General features: G+C 69.3%; 25 protein-coding genes and 1 tRNA gene. 13 read left to right on the forward strand and 13 right to left on the reverse strand.

Annotation, left to right across the window (positions count from 1 at the left end; genetic code table 11):
* The first annotated feature begins 94 nt into the window (after positions 1–94).
* From BKA02_RS02490 to BKA02_RS02515, 6 genes are read left to right on the forward strand one after another with little or no spacing between them, the layout of a single operon-like run.
* Positions 95–1,429, forward strand: coding sequence for an ABC transporter substrate-binding protein (locus BKA02_RS02490; protein WP_179430980.1), 1,335 nt, complete (start codon positions 95–97; stop codon positions 1,427–1,429).
* The gene (locus BKA02_RS02495) at positions 1,426–2,337 is read left to right on the forward strand and encodes a carbohydrate ABC transporter permease (RefSeq protein ID WP_179430982.1); all 912 of its coding nucleotides are present in this window, start codon (positions 1,426–1,428) and stop codon (positions 2,335–2,337) included. The genes BKA02_RS02490 and BKA02_RS02495 overlap by 4 nt, the downstream gene beginning before the upstream one ends.
* The gene (locus BKA02_RS02500) at positions 2,334–3,227 is read left to right on the forward strand and encodes a carbohydrate ABC transporter permease (protein ID WP_179430984.1); all 894 of its coding nucleotides are present in this window, start codon (positions 2,334–2,336) and stop codon (positions 3,225–3,227) included. Before BKA02_RS02495 ends, BKA02_RS02500 begins: the two co-directional genes overlap by 4 nt.
* 18 nt (positions 3,228–3,245) lie before the next feature.
* A complete protein-coding gene (locus BKA02_RS02505) occupies positions 3,246–3,953 on the forward strand; it encodes a GntR family transcriptional regulator (RefSeq protein WP_179430986.1) in 708 nt (235 codons plus the stop codon).
* A complete protein-coding gene (locus BKA02_RS02510; RefSeq protein WP_179430988.1) occupies positions 3,950–4,867 on the forward strand; it encodes an ROK family protein in 918 nt (305 codons plus the stop codon). The genes BKA02_RS02505 and BKA02_RS02510 overlap by 4 nt, the downstream gene beginning before the upstream one ends.
* Entirely contained in the window at positions 4,864–5,532 is a 669-nt protein-coding gene (locus tag BKA02_RS02515; protein WP_179430990.1) for an N-acetylmannosamine-6-phosphate 2-epimerase, read from the forward strand. The genes BKA02_RS02510 and BKA02_RS02515 overlap by 4 nt, the downstream gene beginning before the upstream one ends.
* Positions 5,533–5,592: 60 nt before the next feature.
* Here the strand turns inward: BKA02_RS02515 and rplA are convergent, their stop codons facing one another.
* The 9 genes from rplA to gabT form a co-directional block, all read right to left on the reverse strand.
* The gene (gene rplA, locus BKA02_RS02520) at positions 5,593–6,282 is read right to left on the reverse strand and encodes a 50S ribosomal protein L1 (RefSeq protein ID WP_179430992.1); all 690 of its coding nucleotides are present in this window, start codon (positions 6,280–6,282) and stop codon (positions 5,593–5,595) included.
* An 11-nt stretch (positions 6,283–6,293) separates the two neighbouring features.
* The gene (gene rplK, locus BKA02_RS02525) at positions 6,294–6,725 is read right to left on the reverse strand and encodes a 50S ribosomal protein L11 (RefSeq protein WP_179430994.1); all 432 of its coding nucleotides are present in this window, start codon (positions 6,723–6,725) and stop codon (positions 6,294–6,296) included.
* Between the two features lie 216 nt (positions 6,726–6,941).
* Positions 6,942–7,946 carry a transcription termination/antitermination protein NusG gene (gene nusG, locus BKA02_RS02530; protein WP_179430996.1) on the reverse strand — a complete coding sequence of 335 codons (1,005 nt, stop codon included), beginning with the start codon at positions 7,944–7,946 and terminating at the stop codon, positions 6,942–6,944.
* A 38-nt stretch (positions 7,947–7,984) separates the two neighbouring features.
* Complete coding sequence (gene secE / locus BKA02_RS02535; protein WP_179430998.1) at positions 7,985–8,251, reverse strand: preprotein translocase subunit SecE; 267 nt, start codon at positions 8,249–8,251, stop codon at positions 7,985–7,987.
* Positions 8,252–8,291: 40 nt separating this feature from the next.
* A tRNA-Trp gene (locus BKA02_RS02540) sits at positions 8,292–8,364 on the reverse strand.
* A gap of 153 nt (positions 8,365–8,517) precedes the next feature.
* On the reverse strand, positions 8,518–10,242 hold the full coding sequence (gene poxB, locus BKA02_RS02545; RefSeq protein ID WP_179431000.1) for a ubiquinone-dependent pyruvate dehydrogenase: 1,725 nt from the start codon (positions 10,240–10,242) through the stop codon (positions 8,518–8,520).
* A 50-nt stretch (positions 10,243–10,292) separates the two neighbouring features.
* Positions 10,293–11,654, reverse strand: coding sequence for an NAD-dependent succinate-semialdehyde dehydrogenase (locus BKA02_RS02550; RefSeq protein WP_179431002.1), 1,362 nt, complete (start codon positions 11,652–11,654; stop codon positions 10,293–10,295).
* A 45-nt stretch (positions 11,655–11,699) separates the two neighbouring features.
* A complete protein-coding gene (locus tag BKA02_RS02555) occupies positions 11,700–13,169 on the reverse strand; it encodes an NAD-dependent succinate-semialdehyde dehydrogenase (protein ID WP_179431004.1) in 1,470 nt (489 codons plus the stop codon).
* Positions 13,170–13,191: 22 nt separating this feature from the next.
* Positions 13,192–14,541: a 4-aminobutyrate--2-oxoglutarate transaminase gene (gene gabT, locus BKA02_RS02560; RefSeq protein ID WP_179431006.1), complete on the reverse strand. Its 1,350-nt coding sequence runs from the start codon at positions 14,539–14,541 to the stop codon at positions 13,192–13,194.
* A gap of 92 nt (positions 14,542–14,633) precedes the next feature.
* On the opposite strand from gabT, the gene BKA02_RS02565 reads away from it, so the two are divergent.
* Positions 14,634–16,112 (forward strand): PucR family transcriptional regulator, encoded by a 1,479-nt coding sequence (locus tag BKA02_RS02565; RefSeq protein ID WP_246285959.1) that lies wholly within the window; start codon positions 14,634–14,636, stop codon positions 16,110–16,112.
* Positions 16,113–16,114: 2 nt separating this feature from the next.
* Here BKA02_RS02565 and BKA02_RS02570 read toward each other — a convergent pair whose 3' ends face one another.
* Positions 16,115–17,572: an XRE family transcriptional regulator gene (locus tag BKA02_RS02570; protein ID WP_179431010.1), complete on the reverse strand. Its 1,458-nt coding sequence runs from the start codon at positions 17,570–17,572 to the stop codon at positions 16,115–16,117.
* A gap of 137 nt (positions 17,573–17,709) precedes the next feature.
* Between BKA02_RS02570 and aceB the strand changes: the two genes are divergently transcribed.
* The 6 genes from aceB to BKA02_RS02600 all read left to right on the forward strand — a co-directional run bounded on the left by aceB (position 17,710) and on the right by BKA02_RS02600 (position 23,077).
* A complete protein-coding gene (aceB, locus tag BKA02_RS02575) occupies positions 17,710–19,386 on the forward strand; it encodes a malate synthase A (RefSeq protein WP_179431012.1) in 1,677 nt (558 codons plus the stop codon).
* Positions 19,387–19,447: 61 nt separating this feature from the next.
* A complete protein-coding gene (gene rraA, locus BKA02_RS02580) occupies positions 19,448–19,939 on the forward strand; it encodes a ribonuclease E activity regulator RraA (protein WP_179431028.1) in 492 nt (163 codons plus the stop codon).
* Positions 19,940–19,981: 42 nt separating this feature from the next.
* On the forward strand, positions 19,982–20,437 hold the full coding sequence (locus BKA02_RS02585) for a hypothetical protein (protein ID WP_179431030.1): 456 nt from the start codon (positions 19,982–19,984) through the stop codon (positions 20,435–20,437).
* Positions 20,438–20,503: 66 nt separating this feature from the next.
* Entirely contained in the window at positions 20,504–20,734 is a 231-nt protein-coding gene (locus BKA02_RS02590) for a PIN domain-containing protein (RefSeq protein ID WP_179431032.1), read from the forward strand.
* Between the two features lie 28 nt (positions 20,735–20,762).
* A complete protein-coding gene (locus BKA02_RS02595; protein ID WP_179431034.1) occupies positions 20,763–21,839 on the forward strand; it encodes a Ca2+-dependent phosphoinositide-specific phospholipase C in 1,077 nt (358 codons plus the stop codon).
* 38 nt (positions 21,840–21,877) lie between these two features.
* Positions 21,878–23,077: an aminotransferase class I/II-fold pyridoxal phosphate-dependent enzyme gene (locus BKA02_RS02600; RefSeq protein ID WP_179431036.1), complete on the forward strand. Its 1,200-nt coding sequence runs from the start codon at positions 21,878–21,880 to the stop codon at positions 23,075–23,077.
* Between the two features lie 60 nt (positions 23,078–23,137).
* On the opposite strand, the gene BKA02_RS02605 is transcribed toward BKA02_RS02600, so the two are convergent.
* The 3 genes from BKA02_RS02605 to BKA02_RS02615 are packed head-to-tail and all read right to left on the reverse strand — an operon-like array spanning position 23,138 to position 25,132.
* Complete coding sequence (locus BKA02_RS02605; RefSeq protein WP_179431038.1) at positions 23,138–24,274, reverse strand: UDP-N-acetylmuramate dehydrogenase; 1,137 nt, start codon at positions 24,272–24,274, stop codon at positions 23,138–23,140.
* A 1-nt stretch (position 24,275) separates the two neighbouring features.
* Positions 24,276–24,686, reverse strand: a complete 411-nt coding sequence (locus BKA02_RS02610) for a MaoC/PaaZ C-terminal domain-containing protein (protein ID WP_179431040.1) — start codon at positions 24,684–24,686, stop codon at positions 24,276–24,278.
* Positions 24,683–25,132, reverse strand: coding sequence for an FAS1-like dehydratase domain-containing protein (locus BKA02_RS02615; protein ID WP_179431042.1), 450 nt, complete (start codon positions 25,130–25,132; stop codon positions 24,683–24,685). The genes BKA02_RS02610 and BKA02_RS02615 overlap by 4 nt, the downstream gene beginning before the upstream one ends.
* Positions 25,133–25,161 lie beyond the last annotated feature (29 nt).

Below are 25,161 nucleotides of genomic sequence, written 5' to 3' on the forward strand. Positions count from 1 at the left end.
CACGATTCAGTAACGACCCGATGGAGTCATTGACGGTCGCCGCACGGAATGTCAGCATCGTCGTCACTACTGGTACTAACCACTTGGAGATGAGATGCGCAGCTCGCGAGCAATCGCAATCGGTGCGGCCTTCCTGACAGCGGTGTCGTTGGCTGGCTGCTCCGCGTCCGGCGGAGGCGACGACGCCAACGCCGACGGCACGGAGACCATCAAGATGGTCGCGTGGCCCGGGCCCGAGGGCGATGCGATGGCGAAGGTCATCGACGCCTACAACGACGGCCAGGGGAAGAAGGACAAGATCCATGTCGAGCTCGTCCTGCTCTCGCGCCAGGACACGTTCTCGAAGGAGACCGCCCTGATGGCGTCGAAGGACGGCGACCTCGACATCTACTGGACCGCGTCGTACAACGTCGGCCAGTTCTCGGGCTCCCTCGAGCCGCTGGAAGGGATCGACACCTCGAACTACTTCCCCGTGGCCGTGGACGGCCTCACCTACAAGGACGAGCTCTATGCCCTTCCGCTCGACGTGAGCAACCACTTCCTGCTCTACCGCACCGATCTGATCGACACACTCCTGAACGATCCCGCCGCGGCGGCGACGTACTCGGCGCTCGCCCAGGACATCCTCGGCGAAGCCCGCCAGCCCGTGCCGGCCGATCAGTGGGACCTCGATGACTTCCAGGTGATGGCGGCCTACTTCTCGACGTCGGCCAACCCGGCCTCGCCGACGCAGTACGGCACGATCCTGCAGGCCAAGAACCTCTTGTACAACACGATGATCTGGAACGACGTGCTCTGGGGGCTCGGCGGCTCCTGGACGGATGACGACGGCAAGGCCGCCATCGACACCGCCGAGGGCAAGGCCGCGGTGCAGCTGTACGCCGACATCTACAAGAACGGATGGACCTCGCCGGACAGCGCGCAAGCCGAGTTCCCGGAGACCCAAGCTGCGCTCCAGTCGGGCAATGTGGCGTTCGCGATCCAGTGGTCGGCGGCCTTTGCCGCGCTCAACGACCCCGAGCAGTCGCCGGACATCGCCGGGAAGATCGGGATCGCGCCGGTGCCCGGCGGCCAGACCCACGTGCACGCGCTGTCGCTGTCGCTGAACAAGTACGGCGACAGCCAGGATGCCGCCAAGACGGTGCTCTCCTACCTCGCGACCACGGACGCCATGACCGCGTACGCGCAGGCCGGCGGCATCCCCGCGATGCCCGAGGTGCTCAAGGCGAACGTCGACCTCAACCCCGCCTTCAACGAGGTCGCGACGAGCATCGCCGACTACGGCTACGCCGAGCCTGTCTTCCCGAAGACCTTCCAGGCGTACAGCAAGCTCGCCGAGGACCTCAGCGGCGCCTGGGTGGGACAAACGTCGGTCGACGACGCGGTCGAGACGGCCAACGCGAACCTGCAGGAGCTGCTCGACCAATGACCGGTTCGGCCCTGACGCCGACGGCGGTGCGCACGCACCGCCGTCGGCGGTCGCTCACCGCTCTGCTGCTGGCATCGCCGCTGCTCGTCTTCGCCGCGGTGTTCGTCCTCTACCCGCTGATCACCGGCGCGCTCACCGCCTTCCAGGCCAGCACGCTGCTGGATCAGTCCAACGAGTTCAACGGCGTGGACAACTTCGTCTCGCTGTTCAAGAACGACGGCTTCCTACGCTCGGCCGGGTTCACCGTGGGCTTCGCCGTCGTCGTCGTGGCCTTCGAGATGCTGCTCGGCTTCGCGCTCGCCCTACTCATGAACCGGGCCTTCCCCGGCAAGAAGCTCTTCTTCACGCTCGTCCTCCTGCCGATCATGGTCGCCCCGGCGCTGCTCGGCATCATGTTCCGCCTGCTGCTCAATGGCGACATCGGCGCGGTTCCCGCCCTCCTCGAGCAGTTCGGGCTCAGCGTCTCGCTGTTCGCCCCGTCCTCGGTCGTCCCGTTGCTCGTCGTGCTCGACATCCTGCAGTGGACGCCTTTCACCTTCCTCATCATCTACGCGGGCCTGCAGTCCTTCCCCCGTGAACTGCTCGAGGCCTCCTCCGTGGATGGCGCAGGGCGATTCCGTTCGCTGTTCCACATCGTGCTCCCGACGCTCGCACCGGTGCTCTTCGCCGCATTCTTCCTGCGCATGATCGATGCCTTGCGCACCTTCGACGTCATCTACGTCCTCACCGCCGGCGGGCCGGGCACGACCACGACGACCGCGAGCATCTACATCTATAAGACGGCGTTCGAGGCCGGAGACTTCGGCAAGGCGGCCGCAGCCGCGCTGGTCATGCTTATCGTGCTCCTGCCGCTCGTGCCGTTCATCGTGCGGCGGATCGCCGCCCCTGGAAAGGACGGCGCCCGATGAGCACGCTCACCTCCGCCGTGCCCGGCACGGCGTCGCCCGTCTCGCCTGCAGGAAGGCCCCGCCGCCGGTCCGGATCAGGGCGCCGCTGGCTGTTCACCCTCGCTGTCGGCGCGATCGCGCTCCTGGTGAACATCCCGCTGTTCAACGCCATCCTGGTCAGCTTCAAGCCGAACGGCGAGATCGCGCAGAACCCACTCGGGCTGCCGGCCTCACCCACCCTCGACCACTACGCGAACGTGCTGTACGGGTCGGGGTACGACTTCCCCCGGTTCTTCCTCAACTCCACCCTCATCGCGCTCGGCACCGTCCTTCTCGTTCTCGTCATCGCAATCCCGGCGACGTACGCGATCATCCGGCTCGGCTTCGGCGGATCGTTCATCCTCAACGCCGCCTCGGGTCTGCGGCTGCTGCCTGCGATCTTCTTCATCGTGCCGTTCTTCCTGCTCTTCTCTCTCCTGGGACTTCAGGACACCATCCAGGGCCTGATCGCGGCGAACGCCTTCCTCAACCTTCCGCTGGCCGTGATCCTGCTCGCCTCGGGGCTGCGCGACATCCCACTGGAGATCGAGGAGGCGGCCTCCGTCGACGGGGCGGGCGTCTTGCGCACCCTGCTCAGCGTCGTCACGCCGATGCTGGCTCCCACGATCGTCGCCACCGCGGTGCTGGTGTTCATCTTCTCCTGGAACGACTACTTGTTCGCCCTCGTGCTGTCCACTACCGATGCGACGCCGGTGACCCTGGGCGCGGCGAACTTCGTCACGAGCACGGGCATCCGCTGGGGCGACATCTCCGCCGCATCCTTCCTGTCGACGCTGCCGCCCCTGGTGTTCGCCGTCTTCGCCCAGAAGTACCTCGTGAGCGGCCTGTCCGCGGGCGCGGTCAAAGGCTGAGCGAAGGATAATCGCCCCATGGCGTACAAGTACGAGACCGTCGCCGCCGACATCCGCGCAATGGTCGCCTCATCCCTCTCACCGCACCAGGCCATCCCGTCTGAGCGCGAGCTCGAGGCGACCCACGGAGTGAGCCGGCTGACCATCCGCCACGCGATCGCCACGCTGATCGACGAGGGACTCCTCTACAACGTGCACGGCTCGGGCACCTTCGTCGGCTCGCCGACGCTGTTCTCGAAGACGCCGAAGCTGACCTCGTTCACGGAGGACATGAAGAGCAGAGGTCACGAGGCGTCCTCGCGCCTGCTCACGATGTCGCGCGAACCGGCGTCGACGGAGACCGCGCACGCGCTCGGCATCCCCGCAGGCACGGAGTGCGCACGTCTGCGACGCCTGCGCCTCGCCGACGGCGAACCGATCGCCGTCGAAGACGTGCGCGTTCCCGGTCCGCTGCTGGACATCGAGGAGTTCACCTCGACGTCCTCGCTCTACGAGGTCCTGGCCGACGCCGGGCACGAGGTTTACCGCGCCGAGCAGGAGATCAAGGCCATCGCGCTCGATGAGGAAGCCGCGCACCTGCTGCGGGTTCCGTTGGGCACGCCGGCGCTCGGGGTGTCGCGGGTGAGCTCGGACAGACGCGGGCGCAGCATCGAGTACGCGTTCACCCTGTACCGGGCCGACCGTTACACTTTCCAGCTCGCCGTCACCCGCGAGGCCGACAAATGAGCCTCATCCTCGGCGTCGACATCGGCGGCACCAAGATCGCCGCCGGTGTCGTCGACGACGACGGAGAGATCCTCGACCGTCGGGTCTGCCCGACCCCCTCGCGCAAGGGCGGATCCGCCGTGATCGCGGCGGTCCTCGCCGTGACGCTGTCACTTCGGGAGGCCAACCCGATCCATGCGATCGGCGTCGGTTCGGCCGGGGTGATCGACCCCTCGAACGGCAGTGTGCTCTCGGCCACGGACAGCATCGCCGACTGGGCGGGAACGCCACTGCGAGGGCTGCTCCACGAGGCTGCGGGCCTGCCCGTCGCCGTGTGCAACGACGTGCATGCGCACGCGCTCGGTGAAGCGGTGCACGGCGCCGGGCGTGGTCATCGGTCGATGATCATGATGGCCGTGGGAACCGGGCTCGGCGGCGCCCACGTCGTCGACGGCGCCATGTTCACCGGCGTGCACGGCGCCGCCGGGCATTTCGGCCATATCCCCGTCGACGGAGCGGAGGGGGTCGTGTGCCCGTGCGGACGCACCGGGCATCTCGAATCGATCTGCTCGGGTCCTGCACTGTTCGCGCTCTACCGCTCTCTCGGCGGCGACCCCGCTGTACCGGGCGCACCGGAGATCCTTGCCCGCGTCGAGGACGACCCGGTCGCCGCCGACGCCGTCGCCCGCTCCGCCACCGCTCTCGGACGCGTCGCGGGCGGTCTGGTCAATGCCCTCGACGCGGATGCCGTGGTCCTCTCCGGCGGCCTGGGGCTCGCCGCCGATCCGTGGTGGTCGAGCATGGAGGCCGCACTGCGCGCCACAACGATCCCCCTGCTCTCCGAGGTGCCCGCGCTGCGGGCGGAACTCGGCAACGACGCCGCGATCGTGGGGGCTGCCCATCATGCGCGCTCCGTCATGGAAGGACCCCGATGATCGAATCGCTGCACCGCGGCCTGATCGTGTCGTGCCAGGCGTACCCCGGCGAGCCGCTGCGGGATGCACGCGCCATGGCGCTGATCGCCCAGTCCGCCGCACGGGGCGGCGCCGTCGGCATCCGAGCCCAGGGCCTCGCCGATGTCCGCGCCATCCACGAGGCCGTCGATCTGCCGCAGATCGGGCTCTGGAAGGTCTCGGGAGACGACGTGTTCATCACGCCCACCCTGCATCATGCCCTCGACGTCGTCGACGCCGGAGCGGAGATCGTCGCGATCGACGGAACCCGGCGCCCGCGACCGGACGGGCTCACCCTCGCCGAGACGATCGCCCGCATCCACGAGCGCACCGGCGCCCTGGTGATGGCGGATGCCGGAAGCCTCGACGACGCCAGGGCCGCCGAAGACGCCGGAGCGGACATCGTCGGCACGACGCTGGCCGGCTACACCGACGAACGGGAGAAGACCGACGGACCCGATCTGGAGCTGCTGGCGGCATGCGTCGAGGCGCTGACGACACCGGTGTTCGCTGAGGGACGCATCCGCACCCCCGCCCAGGCGCGGAAGGCGCTCGATGCGGGCGCGTACGCCGTGGTCGTGGGAACGGCGATCACCCATCCGACGTCGATCACGTCCTGGTTCGCGCAGGAGCTCGCCGACGCCTGACTCATCAGATACGCGAAGAACCCCGGCCCTTGCGGACCGGGGTTCTTCGACGAGTCAGGCTCAGATGGCGTTGACGTCCAGCGGGATGCCGGGGCCGAACGTGGTCGACACGGCGCCCTTCTGGATGTAACGACCCTTCGCGCTCGACGGCTTCAGTCGCACGATCTCCTCGAGCGCCACCGAGATGTTCTCGTTCAGCTGCTCGGCCGAGAACGAGGCCTTGCCGACGACGAAGTGCACGTTGGCGTGCTTGTCGACGCGGAACTCGATCTTTCCGCCCTTGATGTCCTCGACGGCCTTGGCCGGGTTCGGGGTCACAGTGCCGGTCTTCGGGTTCGGCATCAGGCCGCGCGGGCCCAACACCTTGCCGAGACGACCGACCTGGCCCATGAGCTCGGGGGTCGAGACGGCGGCGTCGAAGCCGGTCCAGCCGCCGGCGACCTTCTCGATGAGCTCGGCGCCGCCGACCTCATCTGCGCCCGCGGCGATCGCGGCCTCAGCCGCGGGGCCGGTGGCGAACACGATGACGCGGGCGGTCTTGCCGGTGCCGTGCGGGAGGATGACGGTGCCGCGCACCATCTGGTCGGCCTTGCGGGGGTCGACGGCGAGCTTCAGCGCGACCTCGACGGTCGAGTCGAACTTCGCCGAGCCGGTCTCGCGTGCGAGCGCGACGGCCTCGGTGGGCGTGTAGAAGCGATCCGCCTCGATCTTCGCGACGGCGTTGCGGTATGCCTTGGACTTGGTAGCCATGTTCTTCTCCCTCAGCCCTCGACCGTGATGCCCATGGAACGGGCGGTGCCGGCGATGATCTTCGACGCGGCCTCGACATCGTTCGCGTTGAGGTCGGCCTTCTTGGTCTCGGCGATCTCGCGGACCTGGTCCATCGTGATCTTGCCGACCTTGACGGTGTGCGGCGTGGCCGAGGCCTTCTGCACGCCGGCGGCCTTCTTGATGAGCTCCGCGGCGGGCGGGGTCTTCAGGACGAAGGTGAAGCTGCGGTCCTCGTAGACGGTGATCTCCACGGGGATGACGTTGCCACGCTGCGACTCGGTCGCGGCGTTGTACGCCTTGCAGAACTCCATGATGTTGACGCCGTGCTGACCGAGCGCGGGCCCGATCGGCGGCGCCGGGTTGGCGGCTCCGGCGTTGATCTGGAGCTTGATCAGGCCGGTCACCTTCTTCTTGGGTGCCATGCTGTTTCCTTTCATCGAGCGGATGCCTCGGGCATCCCTCTCCCGCAGATCCGGCATCTCCGGACCGCGGTGCTGAGTGCGGGCGCGCGAAACGCGCACGCAAACCACGTAAGTCTACCCGACTCATCCCCTTACCGCGAAACGACGACTGTGTCCCGAGACCCCGCGAAAATCGCGGGGTCTCGGGACGCAGATGCAGTCCCGCGGGGAGAAGAGTCAGACCATCTTGGTGACCTGGTCGAACGACAGCTCGACCGGGGTCTCGCGCTCGAACAGCGACACGAGCACGGTGAGCTTGCCGCTCTCCGGCTTGATCTCGCTAATCGTGCCGGGCAGGCCCGCGAACGAGCCCTCCTTGATCGTGATGGTCTCGCCGACCTCGAAGTCGACCTCGGCGGGCAGCGGGCGGGCGACCGCCGTGCCGCCCTTGGCTGCGACGGCCTTGGCGGTCGGCACGTCCTTGACCTCGACGAGCGACTTCAGCATGTTGAAGGCCTCTTCGAAGCGCAAGGGCGTGGGGTTGTGCGCGTTGCCGACGAAACCGGTGACGCCGGGCGTGTGACGCACGACCGACCAGGTGTCCTCGTTGAGTTCCATGCGCACGAGCACGTAGCCCGGGATGCGCACGCGCGTGACCATCTTGCGCTGGCCGTTCTTGATCTCGACGACGTCCTCCATGGGGACCTCGATCTGGTAGATGTCGTCCTCGACCTCGAGCGTCGACTTGCGCTGCTCGATGTTGGCCTTCACCTTGCGCTCGAAGCCGGCGTAGGAGTGGATGACGTACCACTTGCCGGGGAGCATGCGCAGGTCGGCGCGGAACTCCGCGTAGGGGTCGGCCTCGTCATCGGCCTCATCCGCATCCGCGTTCACGTCGGGGCCGTCGTAGGGCGCGATCTCGTCGGCCGCGGCGGCCTCGATGTCGGCGGCCTCCTCGGCCGCGGCGTCGTTGAGGACGTCGGCGGCGGCTTCGGTCTCCGCCGTCTCGTCCAGGTTCAGAGCGTCATTCACGATCGCGTCCGCCTCCGGGTCTTCGATGTCGATGTCTTCGTCTGCGTCGTCCTGCTCGCCGTCTCCCTCGACGTGGAGAGCCGTCTGCTCGGCCGCGGTGACGGAGCGCTCCTCGGCGGCGAGCGTGTCGCCCTCCTGCGCTTCGTCTTCTTCGCTGGACTGCTCGGCCGCGGTGGCCCAGTCGGCGTCGTCGGAGAATCGTTCGGACACTGGTTCTTCTTTCCCTCTTCGGCTGCGGTGCGGACGGGTCAGCTGCCCGGAACCCCGAAGACCTGCGTGGCGAGCCACGAGAAGAGCATGTCGAGGCCGTACACGATGCCCATCATCACGACGACGAAGGCCAGCACGACGAGGGTGTACCGGATGAGCTCCTTGCGCGTGGGCGTGACCACCTTGCGGAGCTCGGCGATCACCTGGCGGAAGAACAGCACGATGCGGCCGAAGAAGCCGAGCTTCTTGCCGCCGGCGCCGCCGCTCGCTGCGGAGACCACAGCGCCCGATGCGTCCTGAACCATCCTCAATACACCTTTCGTGTGCCAGCTGCGAGCTGACGCGCAGGGCGGACAGGAATCGAACCTGCAACCTGCGGTTTTGGAGACCGCTGCTCTGCCAATTGAGCTACCGCCCTAGAGACCGGAGCCTCTCGGTCGCATCCCTCCACAGCTCCCGGATGCCGGGCACGGCGAAAGAATGCAGTTAAGTACTGCGTGCTCCAGTGTACGGCATGGCATCGGCGCCCGCCGAACCGGCGGCGACCCGGGCATGGCGCCCGGAGGCAGCATCAGAACAGCTGACGCCAGTTCGCCTTGGCGAGATCGAGCAGCTCGTCGCCCCGGCCCGACAGCACGGTGCGGATCGCGTACAGCGCGAATCCCTTGACCTGCTCGGCGCTGATCGCCGGCGGCATCGACAGCTCCTGCCGCTCGGTCACCACATCCAGCAGCGCCGGCCCGTCGTGCTCGAGCACCTCGCGCAGCGCCTCGGGCAGCTCGTCGGAGCGATCCACCCGCCGCGCGAAGATCCCGCACGCCTCCGCAACGGCGGCGAAATCGGGATTGTGCAGATCCGTGCCGTAGTTGACGAAGCCCGCGGCCTTCATCTCCAGCTCGACGAAGTTGAGCGAGGAGTTGTTCACGACGATCGTCTTGACCGGCAGACGGTTCTGCGTGAGCGAGATGAGCTCGCCCATCATCATCGTCAGCCCGCCGTCTCCGGCCAGGGCGACCACCTGCCGATCCGGCAGCGACGCCTGGGCTCCCATCCCCTGCAGCAGCGCGTTGGCCATCGAGCCGTGCGTGAACGAGCCGATCAGGCGTCGCCGGCCGTTCATCGTGAGGTACCGCGCGGCCCACACCGTGGGCGAACCGACATCGGCGGTGAAGATCGCGTCGTCGTCCGCCGCCTCGTCGAGCAGCCGCGCCAGGTACTGCGGATGGATGGGCGCGGTGCCGCGCGACGGCACAGCGAGCTCGTCGAGCTTGGCCCGGGTCTTGCGGTAGTGCGCGACGGCGTCGTCAAGATGCCCTCGGCTCCTCCCATCCTTCAGTCGGGACAGCAGGGCGACCGCGGTGGCGCCGACATCGCCGACGAGACCGAGGTCGAGCGGGTGCCGCCTGCCCAGCTGTGCACCACGGATGTCGACCTGGATCGTGGTGGCGTCGTCGGGATAGAACTGCGTGTACGGGAAGTCGGAGCCCAGCACGAGCAGCGCATCCGCCCCCTCCATCGCCCGGTAGCCCGAGGCGAACCCGAGAAGACCCGTCATGCCGACGTCGAACGGGTTGTCGTATTCGATGAACTCCTTGCCGCGAAGCGCATGCACGATCGGCGCCGCGAGACGGTCGGCGAGGGCGACGACCTCGTCGTGCGCGCCCTCCACGCCCGCGCCGGCGAGGATCGTGACCCGGCGCGCGTCGTCGAGCAGGGCCGCGGCTCGATCCAGTTCGGCATCGGAGGGGACCACCACCGGATGGGCGCGCCCGATCACCGAGACCGCGTCGCTCTCGGCGTCCGCCAGGGCGACGTCGCCGGGGATCACGAGCACGGCCACGCCACGCTCCTCGATCGCCGTGCGCATCGCGATCTCGAGCAGCCGCGGCATCTGCACAGGGTCGGCGACGTACTCGACGTACACGCTGCACTCGCGGAACAGCTCCTGCGGATGCGTCTCCTGGAAGTACCCCGTCCCGATCTCGACCGTCGGGATGTGCGCGGCGACCGCCAGCACGGGCACCCGGGAGCGCTGGGCGTCGTACAAGCCGTTGATGAGGTGGAGGTTGCCGGGCCCGCACGATCCGGCGACCACGGCGAGGCGGCCGGTGAGCGCCGCCTCGGCAGACGCGGCGAAGGCCGCGGACTCCTCGTGGCGCATGTGCACCCAGCGAATCGAGCCGTCTTTGCGCAGCGCATCCGTGAAGCCATTGAGCGAGTCTCCGGGGATGCCGTAGACGCGCTCGACCTCGTTCGCGCGCAACGCGGCGACGATGTTCTCTGCGACGGTGACCATTTCAGCCCTCCTCGACGAGTCCGGACCTTCGACGCTACTCCGGGTGGCGCTCAGGCGGTGCGGATGAGCTTCTTGTTCACGAACTCGTCGGCGGCGAGCAGACCGAGCTCCCGCGAGGTGCCGCTGCGCTTGACCCCGCCGAAGGGCAGCTCGGGGCTGTCGGCGAGCACGCAGTTGACGTAGACCATGCCCGCCTCGATCCGATCCGCCACGCGCTCGGCCTGGGCGGGATCCGTGGTGAACACGTACGAGCCGAGTCCGAAGGAGGTGTCGTTCGCGATCCTCACCGCGTCGTCCTCATCGATCGCGCGGTAGAGCACGGCCGCGGGACCGAACAGCTCCTCGCGGTAGACGTCCATGTCGGCCGTGACGTCGGCGAGCACGGTCGGCGCGAAGAACGCCCCCTCGCGCGTGCCGCCGGTCAGCAGCGTCGCGCCCTGGGCCACGGCACCGTCGATCTGCTGCTGCAGCCGCTCGGCGGCGGCGAGCGACGACAGCGGGCCGAGCACCGTCTCCTCCTGCGTCGGGTCCTCGGCCTTCACCGCGGCGAGCGCGGCGGTGAACTTCTCGGCGAACGCGTCGTACAGATCGCCCGTGACGATAAAGCGCTTGGCGCCGTTGCAGGACTGGCCGTTGTTGTCCAGACGCGCGTCGACCGCCGACTGCACGACGGCGTCGAGGTCATCGGTCGACAGCAGCAGGAACGGATCGGATCCGCCGAGCTCCAGCGCCACCTTCTTCAGGTGCCGCCCCGCGAGCTCCGCGACGGCGGCACCCGCCCGCTCGGAACCCGTCACCGACACCCCGCGCACCCGCGGATCGGCGATCACGGTCGCGGCCTGGTCGTTGCTCGCGTAGACGTTGACGTACGCGCCGTCCGGCAGACCCGCGTCGCGGTAGATCGCCTCGAGCGCGGCCGAGGACTCGGGGCACTGCGGCGCGTGCTTGAGGATGATCGTGTTGCCGAGAGCGAGGTTGGGAGCGGCGAAGCGCGCGACCTGATAGGCGGGGAAGTTCCAGGGCATGATCCCGAGCAGCGCGCCCAGCGGTGCGCGCCGGATCACGGCAGACCCCTCCCCCAGGATCTCCAGCGGCTGATCGGCGGTGATCCTCTCCGCGTTGTCGGCGTAGAACTCGATGATGTCGGCGGCGAAGTCGACCTCGCCCTCGGCGGCGGCGATGGGTTTTCCCATCTCCGTCACGATGATCCCGGCCAGCTCGTCGCGGCGCTCCCTGTGCAGCTCGGCGATGCGGCGCACGACGGCGGCGCGGTCGGCGACGGGGGTGGATGCCCACACGGCGGCGCCCGCATGGGCCCTGGCCACGGCATCCTCGAGCTGCGCATCGCTGAAGGTCTCGTAGGTCTTCAGCGTCTCGCCGGTGGCGGGGTTGGTCACGGCGTAGGCGGTCATCGTCGTCCTCCTTGTAGGTGGGTGCGCTTATGGGTGGGTGCGCGGTCAGTTCGGGATCAGCGTGTACTTGGTCGAGAGGAACTCGTGGATGCCCTCGGCGCCGCCCTCACGGCCGATGCCGGACTGCTTGACGCCTCCGAAGGGGGCGGCGGCGTTGGAGACGACGCCCACGTTCAGGCCCATCATGCCCGTCTCCAGCGCATCGATCATCCGGTGCCCGCGGGCGAGATCTTCGGTGAAGACGTACGAGACCAGGCCGTACTCGGTGTCGTTCGCCAGGCGCACCGCCTCCTGCTCCTCCGAGAAAGTCGCGATCGCCAGCACGGGCCCGAAGATCTCTTCGCGGAGGATGTCGCTGCCCGCGGCGACGTCGACGACGACAGTCGGCTCGTAGAAGGTGCCCACGCCCGCCACGGCCGATCCTCCCGTGACCACCCGGGCGCCGCGCTGCACGGCGTCGCCGACGAGCGCATCGGCCTTGGCCACGGCATCCGCGTCGATGAGCGGGCCGATCGTGACGCCCTCTTCCGTGCCGCGGCCGACGGTCATCTCGTTCACGCGCGCGGTGACGCGATCGGCGAACTCCGACGCGACCGACTCGTGCACGATGAAGCGGTTGGCGGCCGTGCAGGCCTGGCCGATGTTGCGGAACTTCGCGATCATCGCCCCCTCCACCGCCTTGTCGAGATCGGCGTCGTCGAACACGACGAACGGGGCGTTGCCGCCCAGCTCCATCGACACGCGCAGCACGCCCTCGGCGGCCTGGGCGATGAGCCTGCGGCCCACCTCCGTCGATCCGGTGAACGAGAGCTTGCGCAGCCGCGGGTCGGCGATGATCGGGCCGGACAGCGCCGACGAGCTCGAGGTCTGCACGACGTTGACGACGCCCTTGGGCAGCCCCGCCTCCTCGAGCAGCTTCGTGAAGAAGATCGTGGTGAGCGGGGTGAGCGCCGGCGGCTTGATCACCACGGTGCATCCCGCGGCGAGCGCGGGAGCGATCTTGCGGGTGGCCATCGCGAACGGGAAGTTCCACGGCGTGATGAAGAAGCACGGGCCCACGGGCCGCTGCGAGACGATCATGCGCCCGGTGCCCTCGGGGTTGGCGCCGTAGCGACCCGAGATGCGCACGGCCTCCTCGCTGAACCAGCGCAGGAACTCGCCCCCGTAGACGACCTCGCCGCGCGCCTCGGCGAGCGGCTTGCCCATCTCCAGCGTCATCAGCAGTGCGAGATCCTCCTTGTGCGCCTGCACGAGGTCGAACGCGCGGCGCAGGATGTCACTGCGCGTGCGCGCCGGGGCGGCCGCCCACTCGTCCTGCGCGGCGACGGCGGCGTCAAGGGCATTGATGCCGTCGGCGGCGCTCGCATCCGCGATGGTGCGGATGACGGCGTTGGTCGAGGGGTCGTGCACGTCGAAGGTACGACCCCCGTCTGCTTCGACCCATTCCCCGCCGATGAACAGGCCGGTGGGGATGCGGTCGAGCAGGGTCTGCTCGTCGGTGGCGGTGATGCTCATGGTTCTCCTCGGATGGTGGGGGTCAGTGCGCGGCCAGGGCGTCGGCGATGACGTCGAGCCCTTCGTTCAACAGGTCGTCGCCTATGGACAGCGGCGGCAGGAAGCGGATCACGTTGCCGAACGTTCCGCAGGTCAGCACGATCACGCCCTCGGCGATCGCCGCCTTGGCGATGGCGGCGGTGAGCGCGGCATCCGGCGCCCCCGTGGCGGGATCGACGAACTCGGCGGCCACCATCGCCCCCTTGCCGCGCACGTCGCCGAGGCGCGGGTCAGCGGCCCGCAGAGCGGCCAGGCGCGACGTGAGGATCTCGCCGATCGCGGCGGCCCGTTCGATCAGACCATCGTGCTCGAACACGGCGAGCGCGGCGAGCGCCGCCGCGCACGCGATCGGGTTGCCGCCGTACGTGCCGCCGAGGCCGCCGGGGTGGGCGGAGTCCATGATCTCGGCGCGTCCGGTGACGGCCGCGAGCGGCAGGCCGCCGGCGATGCCCTTGGCGGTGGTGATGAGGTCGGGCTCGATGCCAAAATGCTCGGAGGCGAACATCGCGCCGGTGCGCGCGAAGCCGGTCTGCACCTCGTCGGCGATGAAGACGACGCCGTGCGCGCGGCACCAGTCGGCGAGCACGGGCAGGAACCCGTCGGCGGGGACGATGAAGCCGCCCTCGCCCTGGATCGGCTCGATGATCATGGCCGCGAGGTTATCGGCGCCGACCTGCTTCTCGATCTGAGTGAGAGCGCGGGCGGCCGCATCGGCACCGCTGAGCCCGTCCCGGAAGGGGTACGACATCGGGGCGCGGTACACCTCGGGGGCGAAGGGGCCGAAGCCGCTCTTGTACGGCATCGACTTGGCGGTGAGCGCCATCGTGAGGTTGGTGCGGCCGTGGTAGCCGTGCTCGAAGGCGACGACAGCCTGACGGCCCGTGTGCTTGCGGGCGATCTTGACGGCGTTCTCCACCGCCTCCGCTCCCGAGTTGAACAGGGCGGTCTTCTTCGCGAAGTCGCCGGGGGTGAGCCGGTTGAGCGCCTCGGCGACGGCGACGTACTCCTCGTACGGCGAGATCATGAAGCAGGTGTGGGTGATGCGCTCGGCCTGGGCGGCGACGGCCGCGGCGACCTTGGGATGCGCGTTGCCCACGGTGGTCACGGCGATGCCGGAGCCGAGGTCGATGAGCGAGTTGCCGTCGGCGTCGACGACCACCCCTCCTCCGGCGGCGACCGCGGCGATCGGCACGGTGTGCGCGACGCCGGCGGCGACGGCATCCGCCTTGCGGGCGAGGATCTCCCGCGATCGCGGACCGGGCAGGGCGGTGACGAGGCGGCGCTCCTGGACGAGCGCGGGGCCGCCGATGGCGGTGGTCTCGATGGTGGTCATGGTGCGAGCGTATTCCTGCGCAACCGCGACGTCATTCGCCCACCCGTATAATCTGGATGCAGTTCTCGCCGCCTCGTACATCCCGGAGCATCATGACCGAACCCACCCTGCGCGGGCTGCTCGCCACCTCCGACCTCGGCCTGCGGCTCGTCTCGGATGATGCGGACGACCTGGATCGACCGCTGCGCTGGGTGCACTCCACCGACCTGGCCGACCCCACGCCCTTCCTCGCCGACGACCTCGTCCTGCTGACGACGGGCAGCCAGTTCGACGGCGCGCTCTCGGCCACCGAGTACGTCGGCCGTCTGGCCGCACGCGGAGTCGTGGCGCTCGGATTCGGCAGCGGCGTGCACCGCACCGACATCCCCGCCGACCTCATCGACGCCTGTGCGACGGCGGGCCTGACCCTGTTCGAGGTGCCCTACCGCACCCCATTCATCGCCGTCGCCCGCGCGCACGCCGAGGCGATCGCGGCGCAGGCGTATGCGCGGCGCAGCTGGGCACTGGAGACGCAGCGCGCTCTCGCCGTCGCGGCCCTGCGGCGCCACGGGCTCTCCTCGATCGTGCGCGAGCTCGGGCATCGGCTGGACGCCTGGGTGGCGATGTTCGACGCCTCGGGCGAACCGGTGCTCGAGCATCCGCCCGCGGGGCTGCCCGACTCGGTGCGTGCGGCGCTCGCCCAGCACGTCGGCGAGGTGCTCGCTCGCGGCACAGAGACCGGACGCGCGGTCGACCTCGACGGCACCGCCGTTCAGCTGTTCACACTCGGTCGGTCGCGCGGTCTGCGCGGAGTGATCGCGATCGCCGCCCCGCCGCTGGACGCCGAGGCGCGAGCCGTCGTCACCTCCGTCATCGCGATGGCGGGTCTCGCCCTGGAGCAGACGGACCGGATCGCCGCCGACCGCCGGCTCCTGCACACCCAGGTGCTCGCCTCCCTCCGTACCGACGACCCCGCACTGGCCGAAGCAGTGCTGGGCGTTCTGCCCGCCCCGCCGATCCTCGTCGGGGTCGCGCTCGATGCCCGCATCGAGGCGCTGGAGGAATGGTGGGAGCGTCGTCGCACCGAACGCGGATCGCGCGCCCTCCTCGCCGAGACGGATGAGGGCATCGCGATCTGCGCGCCCGACGCGGATGCAGGGCTGTTCGACGAGGCCGCCGCGCACTTCGGCATCCGCATCGGCGTCTCCGATCCCGCCGACTACAGCGGATTCTCCGAAGCGTTCGCGCAGGCGCTCGGCGCGCTGCGCCACGATGACAGCGGCGACTCCGGAGCGCTGCACTTCTCCGACGTCGCCGGCGCGGGCATCCGCTCGGCGCTCGGCACGGAGGATGCGCGTCTCATCGCCGCCGCACGGCTCGCGCCGCTGGACGCGGATCCCGGAGACCTCGTGCGCACCCTGCGCGTGTGGCTCGAGCACGATGCCCGGTTCGAATCCGCCGCGACCGCGCTCGGCATCCACCGCCACACGCTGCGCACGCGCATCGGGCAGGCCTCGCGCCTGCTGCGGATGGATCTGTCGTCCTTCCCGGCCCGCGCCGAGCTGTGGGCGATGCTGACCGCCGCCGGCTGAGCTCAGCCCTGCGCGGGCGCGTGCGCCTCGAGGAACTCGTACACATCGGTCGAGTCCACCCCTGGGAACGACCCGGTGGGCAGGGTGGCCAGAAGGGTGCGCGGCGTGCGCACATTCGGCCACGAGTTCTGCCGCCAGCGCTCCTCCAGGTCGGCGGGCGCGCGGCGACAGCACGCCTCCACCGAGTGCGTCGAGACGCCGCGGTTCGGGGTGTCGCGCCCGACGAACCACCTCGTGTCGTCGAAGCGCACGCCCACACTCACCGAGTGCAGCCCCTCGCTGGAGGGCTCCACGCGCGCCGTGCACCAGTAGGTGCCGTTGCCGGTGTCGGTGTACTGGAAGTACGGGTTGAAGCGGTCCTCGATGTCGAACACCGCCCGACTCGTCCAGCGCCGGCAGCACATCTGCCCCTCGATCGCGCCGAGGCGGTCGGTGGGGAAGTTGACGTCGTCGTTCTCGTACGCCTTGGTGATCGTGCCCGACTCGTGCACCTTCAAGAAGTGCACGGGGATGTCCAGGTGCCGGGTGGCGAGATTCGTGAAGCGATGCGCGGCCGTCTCGTACGAGACCGAGTAGGCGTCGCGGAGGTCCTCGATCGAGATCGCTCTGCGCCCCTTCGCCTCCTGCAGCACGGGCACGACGTGCTCCTCCGGCACGAGCAGGGCACCGGTGAGGTAGTTCGTCTCCACCCGCTGGCGCAGGAACTCGGCGTAGCTGCGGGGTTCGCCGTGGCCGAGGATGCGGCTGGAAAGCGCCTGGAGCACGGCCGTGCGCGCATCGCCCTTGTTCGGCACCGACTGGGGCAGGTAGAGCCGGCCGTTGACGAGGTCGGCGACGCTGCGCGTCGTCTGCGGCAGATCGGAGGCGTAGTGCAGGGTGAAGCCCAGGTAGGCGGCGATCTCGGACGCCGTGCGCTGGGTGAGGGGGCCGCCGGAGTGCTCGACGGCGGCGAGGATCTCGGCGGCCTTGGCCTCGAGGTCGGCGAAGTAGTTGTCCTGGCGGCGCATGAGATGGCGCAGCTCGACGTTGGCCCGCCGGGCCTCCTCCGGGGTCGCCGCCCGCTCGTCGCGCAGGCGCTCGATCTCGCCGTGCAGGGCGAGCATCGCCTCCAGCGCTTCCGAGGGCAGCGACTTCGCGATGCGGAAGGGAGCAATGCCCAGCGCCCGGAAGGTCTGCCCCTTCATGGCCCGCTCCAGGGCGATCTCGATCGTGCTGCGCTTGTCGAGCGGCTCCTGCGCGAGCAGCGCGTCGATGCTCGTATCGAGCGCCTTGGCGAGCCCCTGCAGCAGGGTGAGCTTGGGTTCGCGCTTGCCCGTCTCGATCATCGAGAGCTGGCTGGGCGCGCGCCCCACCGCCGCGGCGAGCTCTTCGAGCGTCATCCCCCGGCCGGTGCGCAGTTGGCGGATGCGGCGGCCGATCGTGAGGGCGTCGGCCTCTTCCGTCGTCTCGATAGCACTCATGTCCCGCATTCTGTCACGAAAGAAGAATTACACGAAAACTTCACACGCGAATCCGTCATGCAATGCCGTGAACTTCACGCAGAGTGGATGCACCGCCGATCCCGCACCGCCGCTCCGCTCACGGAAGGACCACGATCATGACCACTCCCCCCGCACCCCCGCTCACGATCCCCGCCTCGCCCGCTGCGCAGGCACAGGGCATCCACGCACAGGGCCCGGCCCTGCGTATCGTCGGCCCGATCCACGACCGTTTCGACGAGATCCTCACCCCCGAGGCGCTCGCATTCCTCACCGAACTGCACCACCGTTTCGCGGGCCGCCGCCACGACCGCCTCGCCGCGCGCATGCGGCGCCGCTTCGAGATCGGCAACGGGCACGACCCGCGTTTCCGCGACGACACCGCGCACATCCGCGACGACGCCGACTGGCGCGTGGCCGGCGCCGGTCCCGGGCTCGAAGACCGCCGCGTGGAGATCACCGGACCGACCGACCCGAAGATGACGATCAACGCGCTCAACTCGGGCGCGAAGGTGTGGCTGGCCGACCAGGAGGACGCCACGAGCCCCACCTGGCAGAACGTCATCGGCGGGCAGCTGTCGCTGCGCGATGCGATCCGCGGCGAGCTCGCCTTCACGAGCGAGGAGGGCAAGGAGTACCGCGTCACCGCGGAGAGAACCCCGACCATCGTGATGCGCCCGCGCGGCTGGCATCTCATGGAGAAGCACCTCGAGTTCACCGACCGCACCGGGCGGGCGATGGCCGCATCCGGCTCGCTGGTGGACTTCGGCCTGTACTTCTTCCACAACGCGCAGGCGCTCATCGATGCCGGCCGCGGCCCGTATTTCTACCTCGCCAAGCTGGAGTCCAGCGAAGAGGCGAAGCTCTGGGATGACGTGTTCACGATGGCCGAGGACTACCTCGGGATCGCGCACGGCACGATCCGCGCGACCGTGCTCATCGAGACCCTGCCCGCCGCGTTCGAGATGGACGAGATCCTGTTCGAGCTGCGCGATCACTGCGCGGGACTGAACGCCGGCCGCTGGGACTACATCTTCTCGATGATCAAGAACTACCGCGGCCGCGGCGCACGGTTCGTGCTGCCCGACCGCAGCCAGGTGACCATGACCGTGCCGTTCATGCGGGCGTACACCGAGCTGCTCGTGCAGACCTGCCACAAGCGGGGCGCCTTCGCGATCGGCGGGATGAGCGCTTTCATCCCGAACCGCCGCGACCCCGAAGTGACCGCTCGGGCCTTCGAGAAGGTCGCCGCCGACAAGAAGCGCGAGGCCGCCGACGGCTTCGACGGCACGTGGGTCGCGCATCCCGACCTCATCCCCACCGCGCAGGCCGAGTTCGACGCCGTGCTGGGCGACCGCCCGAATCAGCTCGACCGGCAGCGCGATGACGTGCAGGTGCGCGCGACCGATCTCATCGATGTGCACATCGGTCTGCCGATCACGGCCGACGGCGTGCGCGACAACGTGTCGGTGGCGATCCGCTACATCGAAGCGTGGCTGCGGGGCCAGGGCGCCGTGGCGATCGACGGTCTGATGGAGGATGCCGCCACGGCCGAGATCAGCCGTTCGCAGGTGTGGCAGTGGATCCACCAGGATCGCACCACCGACGACGGAACGCCCATCACCACCGCCTATGTGGAAGGGCTCATCGCCGAGACGCTGCAGGGCGTCGAGCGCGGCGAGGAAGACCGCTTCGACGACGCCGCCGAGGTGTTCCGTGATGTGGCACTGCGCGAGGAGTTCCCGGCCTTCCTGACTCTCGGGGCATACTCGAAGCACCTCGTCGAGACCGACTGAATCGAGACGGTGTCCCCTCCGACCTTCCCGGTCGGAGGGGACGTCCGCGCGAAGGAGAACCATGACCGAGCCCACCGTCGAACCGACTGTCGAATCCACTGCCGACCTCTACGACCGCCTCGGCGACGCCCTGCAGTCACTGCCGCTGCAGTTGCGCGACTTCGGCGGAAAGGTCGCCTTCTCCGGCCCGATCCGCACCGTGCGCTGCCTCGAGGACAACAGCCTGATGCGCTCGATCCTCGAGACCCCGGGCGAGGGCGCCGTGCTCGTCGTCGACGGCGAGGGGTCGCTCAACACGGCGCTCATGGGCGACATGATCGCCGAGCTGGCCGTGCAGAACGGATGGGCCGGCGTCGTCATCCACGGCGCCGTGCGCGACAGCGCCGCCATCGGCATGCTGCCGCTGGGCGTGAAGGCGCTGGGCACCAACCCTAGAAAGAGCGGCAAGACCGGCGCGGGAGAGGCGGATGCCGTGCTCGAGTTCGGCGGCGTCACCTTCCGCCCTGGCGCGATCCTGCACGCGGATCAGGACGGCGTGCTCGTCGAAGGCTGACCCACCGGCCCGCATCGCCCAGCACGGGCGTACCCTGGCCGCATGGACGGCACGAGCGACACGACGGACCGCACCCTGCACGACGACCTCGTCGACGAGTTCCTGCACGCCGCACCCCGCGGACCGCGCCTGTGGGCGGTGGCGAGCGTGGATGAGGAGCGCGCCGCGTCCTTCGCCACCGACCTCTCCACGACGCTCGGCGCGCGCGGCATCGCCGCCGCCACGATCGCCGCCGGAGACGTATCCGCCGATGCCCTGCGCGCCGACGTGACCGGCCCTTTCCGCGCCAGGGGCGAGGACGCCGTGCTCCTCGTCACGGGCGGCCCCGGAGCTCTCGATGAGCAGCATCGTGTGCTCTGGCACTTCTCCGTGTGGCTGCTCGCCGGCGACGAGACCCCGCACACGGCCGCCTCCGCGCTCGTGGACGTGACCGATCCCTCGTATCCCACCCGCCGTTTCGGCGACTACTGCGCCGTGCCGCCCACCTGGCGCTCCTGACATCGTCGTATTTGTCTACTGCACACGACGCCGAGCCTCACCGAGTTCAAGGCCCGCCAGCGCCGCGTGGGTTCGCTCCGAGATCTGTTCGGCGAGGGCCTCCCCTTCGACGACGCCTGCGCCGATGCATACGACCTGATCCTTGAACGGACAGTCATGGCCGGAGCATCCGCACGGGCGCATGTGTTCGATCGCATGCTCGCCGCGACGGCGCATGTGCACAGACTCGCACTGGTGACGCGTGATGAGCGAGCCTTCGCCGGCATAGAGGACCTCGTCCAGATCGTGCGCCGGTGACACGCGGCGGCATGCGACGATGTGAGGCATGCCCGACACCGTCGTGCGGCGCCGCTGGCCGCGCATCATTCTGACCGTCCTGCTCGCGGTCGTCGTCCTCGCCGGAGTCCTCGTCGCCACCGTGTTCATCAACGGCGCCATCGTGATGAACAACGCCCTCGGCGCGCAGAAGGAGCACCTGGCGGCACTTCAGGAGCAGGTGGCGGATCAGCCCGACGGAGTCTTCGCCGATTGGCGGGAGACTCCGATCGCGGATGAGACGCCCTGGAGCGATGTGCAGAGCATCGCCACGCACAACAGCTACGCGATCGCCCCCGATCTCATCCAGAACGCGGTCCTGCAGATCGCGCGTCCGGGCGAACCGGCGAAGCTCGCGTACAGCCATGATCCGCTGTGGGATCAGCTCGACCAGGGTGTGCGCAGCGTGGAGCTGGATCTGCGCGTGCACGACGACGGCGCCCTCCGGCTCACCCACGTGCCCGTGCTCGCAAACGCGTCGAACGCTCCCGACTTCCGCCTCGCGCTGGAGGAGATCGCCCTCTGGTCGGACAGCCATCCCGGACATCTGCCGATCACGATCCTCGTGGAGTTCAAGAGCGACTACGCCTTCCTCGACCCGACGCTCACGGAATGGGACGACGACGGTCTCGGACTCGTCGATGACGCGATCCAGGAGAACCTCGGCGATGCGCTGTTCTCCCCTGCCGAGCTCGACGGCAACGACTGGCCGGTCGTCGGCGATCTGCGCGACCGGGTGATGGTCATCATGCATCCCGGACCCCTCGCGCCCGTGTACGGCACGTCTGGCGAGGTGGATCGGACGATGTTCCTCGCCTCGCAGGACACCGCCAAGGCGGGCATGCCGTTCGTCGTACACAACGCCCCGGACCCGCGCACGATCATGCAGCTGCGCCAGGGCGGCCTCATCGTGCGTACGCGTGCGGATGCGGATCTGAGCACCGATCCGGCCGAACGCGACCGGGCGCTCGCGAGCGGGGCGCAGGTGATCTCCACCGACTTCCCCGCTCCGAAGGAACAATCCGACACTGGCTACACCGTGAGCTTCCCGGACGGAGACCTGAACCGCGTCATCCCCGGTGGGTGACCGTTCGGCGCGCACCGCGCCCGGGTAGGCTCGGTGGCGTGACCGAACGCGCCCCCCTCTCCCGCAAGCTCTCCGCGATCGCCGAATCTGCGACCCTCAAGGTCGATGCCAAGGCCAAGGCCCTGAAAGCCGAGGGCAAGCCCGTCATCTCCTATGCGGCGGGCGAGCCCGATTTCGCGACCCCGTCGTTCATCGTGGACGCCGCCGCCGAAGCCCTCGCCGATCCGGCGAACTACCGCTACACGCCCGCGGCCGGACTCCCCGTGCTGCGCGAGGCGGTCGCGGCCAAGATCCTGCGCGATTCGGGGCTGGAGGTCTCCCCCTCGCAGGTGATCGTCACCAACGGCGGTAAGCAGGGCGTGTACCAGGCGTTCCAGACCGTGGTGAACCCCGGCGACGAGGTACTCCTGCCCGCGCCGTACTGGACGACGTACCCCGAGGCGATCCGTCTGGCCGACGGCGTGCCCGTCGAGGTCTTCGCCGGCGCCGACCAGGACTACAAGGTCACGGTCGAGCAGCTCGAAGCCGCGCGCACCGAACGCACGACGGTGCTCGTGTTCGTCTCGCCCTCCAACCCCACCGGCGCCGTCTACACCGCCGAGGAGACGAGGGCGATCGGCGAGTGGGCCGTGGAGCACGGCATCTGGATCATCTCCGACGAGATCTACCAGAACCTCACCTACGAGGGGGCCACGGCCACCTCCATCGTCGAGGCTGTGCCCGAGGCCGCGAACCAGACCCTGCTGGTCAACGGCGTCGCCAAGACCTACGCGATGACCGGCTGGCGCGTGGGCTGGATGGTGGGACCTGCGGATGCGATCACGCTCGCGGGCAACCTGCAGTCGCACCTGAGCAGCAACGTCAACAACATCGCGCAGCGCGCCGCCGCCGCCGCCCTCAACGGCCCGCAGACCGAGGCGGAGCAGTTCCGTGAGGCGTTCGATCGCCGCCGGCGACTGATCGTGTCGGAGCTGTCGAAGATCGACGGGCTGGTCGTGCCGAATCCGCACGGGGCGTTCTACGCGTACCCGGATGTGCGCGGTCTGCTCAACCGCGAGTGGCGGGGCGTGACGCCCACGACGTCGCTCGAGCTGGCCGACCTCATCCTCGACGAGGCCGAGGTCGCGGTCGTCCCCGGCGAGGCGTTCGGCCCGTCCGGCTACCTGCGCCTGTCGTACGCCCTCGGCGACGACGCCCTGCTCGAAGGCGTCCGGCGCCTCCAGCAGCTCTTCTCCTGACGGCGGAGGCGGCGGCTGCGGGATCGGCGGCCCGGGATCGGCGGCCCGGACTCCGCGCGGCTACAGGTCGACGCCGACGAGCACGGGTTCGGGCTGCAGCAGCAGACCGAACTCGGCGTGCACGCGGCTCTGGATGAACCGGGCGAGCTCGGCGATCTCGCCCGCGGTCGCACCGCCCCGGTTCGTGAGAGCGAGTGCATGCTTCGTCGACACGCCCGCCCGCGACTGCGGCAGTGTGAACCCGCGGCGGATGCCGGCGTTCTCGATGAGCCAGGCCGCGCTCACCTTGACGTCGGAGCTCTCCTGTCGCGGCGGCGGCACCTGCCCGTCGTAGACCTCGAGCGGGATGACGGTCACGGCGTCGAGGTCGGGGGCCACGGGCCAGCGCGGGCACTGCGCGGGCAGAGCCCTGGCCACCGACTCCGAGACGATCGCGTTCTGGAAGAACGACCCGGCGCTGCGCGTATCGGGATCGGCGGCGTCGAGGACCATGCCCTTCGCCGCACGCGTGGCCAGGATGCGTTCGCGCACCCAGTCCAGCGGCACGGGGCCGTCGTGATCGAGCTCGAGCGCGCGGCGCAGCTGCTCGCCGCGCACGATGCGGCCCTGCTCGCCGACCTCGGCGAGATCCAGCGTCACCGAGAGGATCACGGCACGACGCTGCGGCACCGACCCGTAATGGTGCTTGAGCACCGAGGTGCGGAAGCCCAGCCCGAGCTCGGCGGCCGGAACGGTCGTGACCTCGCCGGTGGACTCATCCACGAGCTCGACCTCGACAAGGGTCTCTTGGATCTCCTGCCCGTATGCTCCGACGTTCTGCACGGGCGCCGCACCGACCGTGCCGGGGATACCCGACATCGCCTCGATGCCCGCCAACCCTTCGGCCACGGTGTAGGCGACCAGCGCATCCCAGTCGTGCCCGGCCTGCACCCGTACCCGGACTCTGCCGGGATGCGGGGAGGGGAGGCGCTCGATGCCCGAGGTGCGGATGCGGATGACCGTGCCCTCGAAGGTCAGATCGCCCGCGAAGAGGTTGGACCCGCCGCCGAGCACGAACCAGTCCTCGCCCGCGGCCCAGACCTCGCGCAGGGCGGCGACGAGCTCGTCGCCCGTGGCCGCGTCAACCATCCGCTCGGGAGCAGCGCCGGTCTGCAGCGTGGTCAGCTCGGCGAGCCGGATCGGAGGGATCTCCGACATGTCAGATGCTGTCCGCGGCGACGCGCAGCTGCGCCTTGACGAGCACCGTCGTCTCGCCGTGCTTCACGGTCAGGTCGAATCTGACAGCCTCGTCGTCGACGGCGCCAACGGTCGCGGTGATCGCCAGCTCCGCGCCGTCGACCGGGTCGACGACCACGGGCCGGGCAAAGCGCACGCCGTAGTCGAGCACCCGCGCCGTGGCGGGCAGGGCCGCGGTGATCACGGAGGCGCCGATCCCCATCGTGAGCATCCCGTGCGCCAGCACTCCCGGAAGACCGACGGACGCGGCGACGTCGTCGCGGTAGTGGATCGGGTTGAAGTCGCCGGAGGCCCCGGCGTATCGCACGAGTGATTCGCGCGTCACGTGCACGGTGCGTTCGGCGACGACGGCGCCCTTCTCGTACGCGCTCATGCGTCGTCCTCTCCGATGAGCAATACGGAGGTGGCCGTGACGACCGGTGCTCCCGATGCGTCGACGATCGCGGCTTCGCTGGTCACGCGCGATGCTGCCCCCATTGCGCGGATGCCGGTGACCCGCAACGTCGCGGTGAGCTCGTCGCCAGCGACGATCGGGCGGGTGTAGTCGAAGCCCTGCTCTGCGTGGATGGTGCGCGAGAGCACGATGCCCGCATCGGGGTCGCCCAGCAGCTGCTGCAGAGTGAGGTCCTGGATGACCATGGCGAAGGTGGGTGGCGCGACGACGTCGGCGAAGCCGAGCGCCTGGGCCGCGGCGACATCGTGGTGCTGAGCCGCGTCGGCGAAGACGGCCCGGGCGAACTCGCGCACCTTCTCCCGTCCGACGAGGTAGGGGGAGGTCGGCGCGAACACGCGGTCGACGAGATCGGGGTTCACAGGCACGCCTTCGATCCTACCGATGATGGCCCCGC

The sequence above is a fragment of the Microbacterium pseudoresistens genome (genome assembly GCF_013409745.1).
In the GTDB taxonomy this organism is placed as follows: domain Bacteria; phylum Actinomycetota; class Actinomycetes; order Actinomycetales; family Microbacteriaceae; genus Microbacterium; species Microbacterium pseudoresistens.

Excerpts from the sequence above, each read along its gene's own strand:
- BKA02_RS02490 (WP_179430980.1), top strand. The coding sequence starts at position 95 with ATGCGCAGCTCGCGAGCAATCGCAATCGGTGCGGCCTTCCTGACAGCG.
- BKA02_RS02495 (WP_179430982.1), top strand. The coding sequence starts at position 1,426 with ATGACCGGTTCGGCCCTGACGCCGACGGCGGTGCGCACGCACCGCCGT.
- BKA02_RS02500 (WP_179430984.1), top strand. The coding sequence starts at position 2,334 with ATGAGCACGCTCACCTCCGCCGTGCCCGGCACGGCGTCGCCCGTCTCG.
- BKA02_RS02505 (WP_179430986.1), top strand. The coding sequence starts at position 3,246 with ATGGCGTACAAGTACGAGACCGTCGCCGCCGACATCCGCGCAATGGTC.
- BKA02_RS02510 (WP_179430988.1), top strand. The coding sequence starts at position 3,950 with ATGAGCCTCATCCTCGGCGTCGACATCGGCGGCACCAAGATCGCCGCC.
- BKA02_RS02515 (WP_179430990.1), top strand. The coding sequence starts at position 4,864 with ATGATCGAATCGCTGCACCGCGGCCTGATCGTGTCGTGCCAGGCGTAC.
- rplA (WP_179430992.1), bottom strand. The coding sequence starts at position 6,282 with ATGGCTACCAAGTCCAAGGCATACCGCAACGCCGTCGCGAAGATCGAG.
- rplK (WP_179430994.1), bottom strand. The coding sequence starts at position 6,725 with ATGGCACCCAAGAAGAAGGTGACCGGCCTGATCAAGCTCCAGATCAAC.
- secE (WP_179430998.1), bottom strand. The coding sequence starts at position 8,251 with ATGGTTCAGGACGCATCGGGCGCTGTGGTCTCCGCAGCGAGCGGCGGC.
- poxB (WP_179431000.1), bottom strand. The coding sequence starts at position 10,242 with ATGGTCACCGTCGCAGAGAACATCGTCGCCGCGTTGCGCGCGAACGAG.
- BKA02_RS02550 (WP_179431002.1), bottom strand. The coding sequence starts at position 11,654 with ATGACCGCCTACGCCGTGACCAACCCCGCCACCGGCGAGACGCTGAAG.
- BKA02_RS02555 (WP_179431004.1), bottom strand. The coding sequence starts at position 13,169 with ATGAGCATCACCGCCACCGACGAGCAGACCCTGCTCGACCGCATCCCC.
- gabT (WP_179431006.1), bottom strand. The coding sequence starts at position 14,541 with ATGACCACCATCGAGACCACCGCCATCGGCGGCCCCGCGCTCGTCCAG.
- BKA02_RS02565 (WP_246285959.1), top strand. The coding sequence starts at position 14,634 with ATGACCGAACCCACCCTGCGCGGGCTGCTCGCCACCTCCGACCTCGGC.
- BKA02_RS02570 (WP_179431010.1), bottom strand. The coding sequence starts at position 17,572 with ATGAGTGCTATCGAGACGACGGAAGAGGCCGACGCCCTCACGATCGGC.
- aceB (WP_179431012.1), top strand. The coding sequence starts at position 17,710 with ATGACCACTCCCCCCGCACCCCCGCTCACGATCCCCGCCTCGCCCGCT.
- rraA (WP_179431028.1), top strand. The coding sequence starts at position 19,448 with ATGACCGAGCCCACCGTCGAACCGACTGTCGAATCCACTGCCGACCTC.
- BKA02_RS02585 (WP_179431030.1), top strand. The coding sequence starts at position 19,982 with ATGGACGGCACGAGCGACACGACGGACCGCACCCTGCACGACGACCTC.
- BKA02_RS02595 (WP_179431034.1), top strand. The coding sequence starts at position 20,763 with ATGCCCGACACCGTCGTGCGGCGCCGCTGGCCGCGCATCATTCTGACC.
- BKA02_RS02605 (WP_179431038.1), bottom strand. The coding sequence starts at position 24,274 with ATGTCGGAGATCCCTCCGATCCGGCTCGCCGAGCTGACCACGCTGCAG.
- BKA02_RS02610 (WP_179431040.1), bottom strand. The coding sequence starts at position 24,686 with ATGAGCGCGTACGAGAAGGGCGCCGTCGTCGCCGAACGCACCGTGCAC.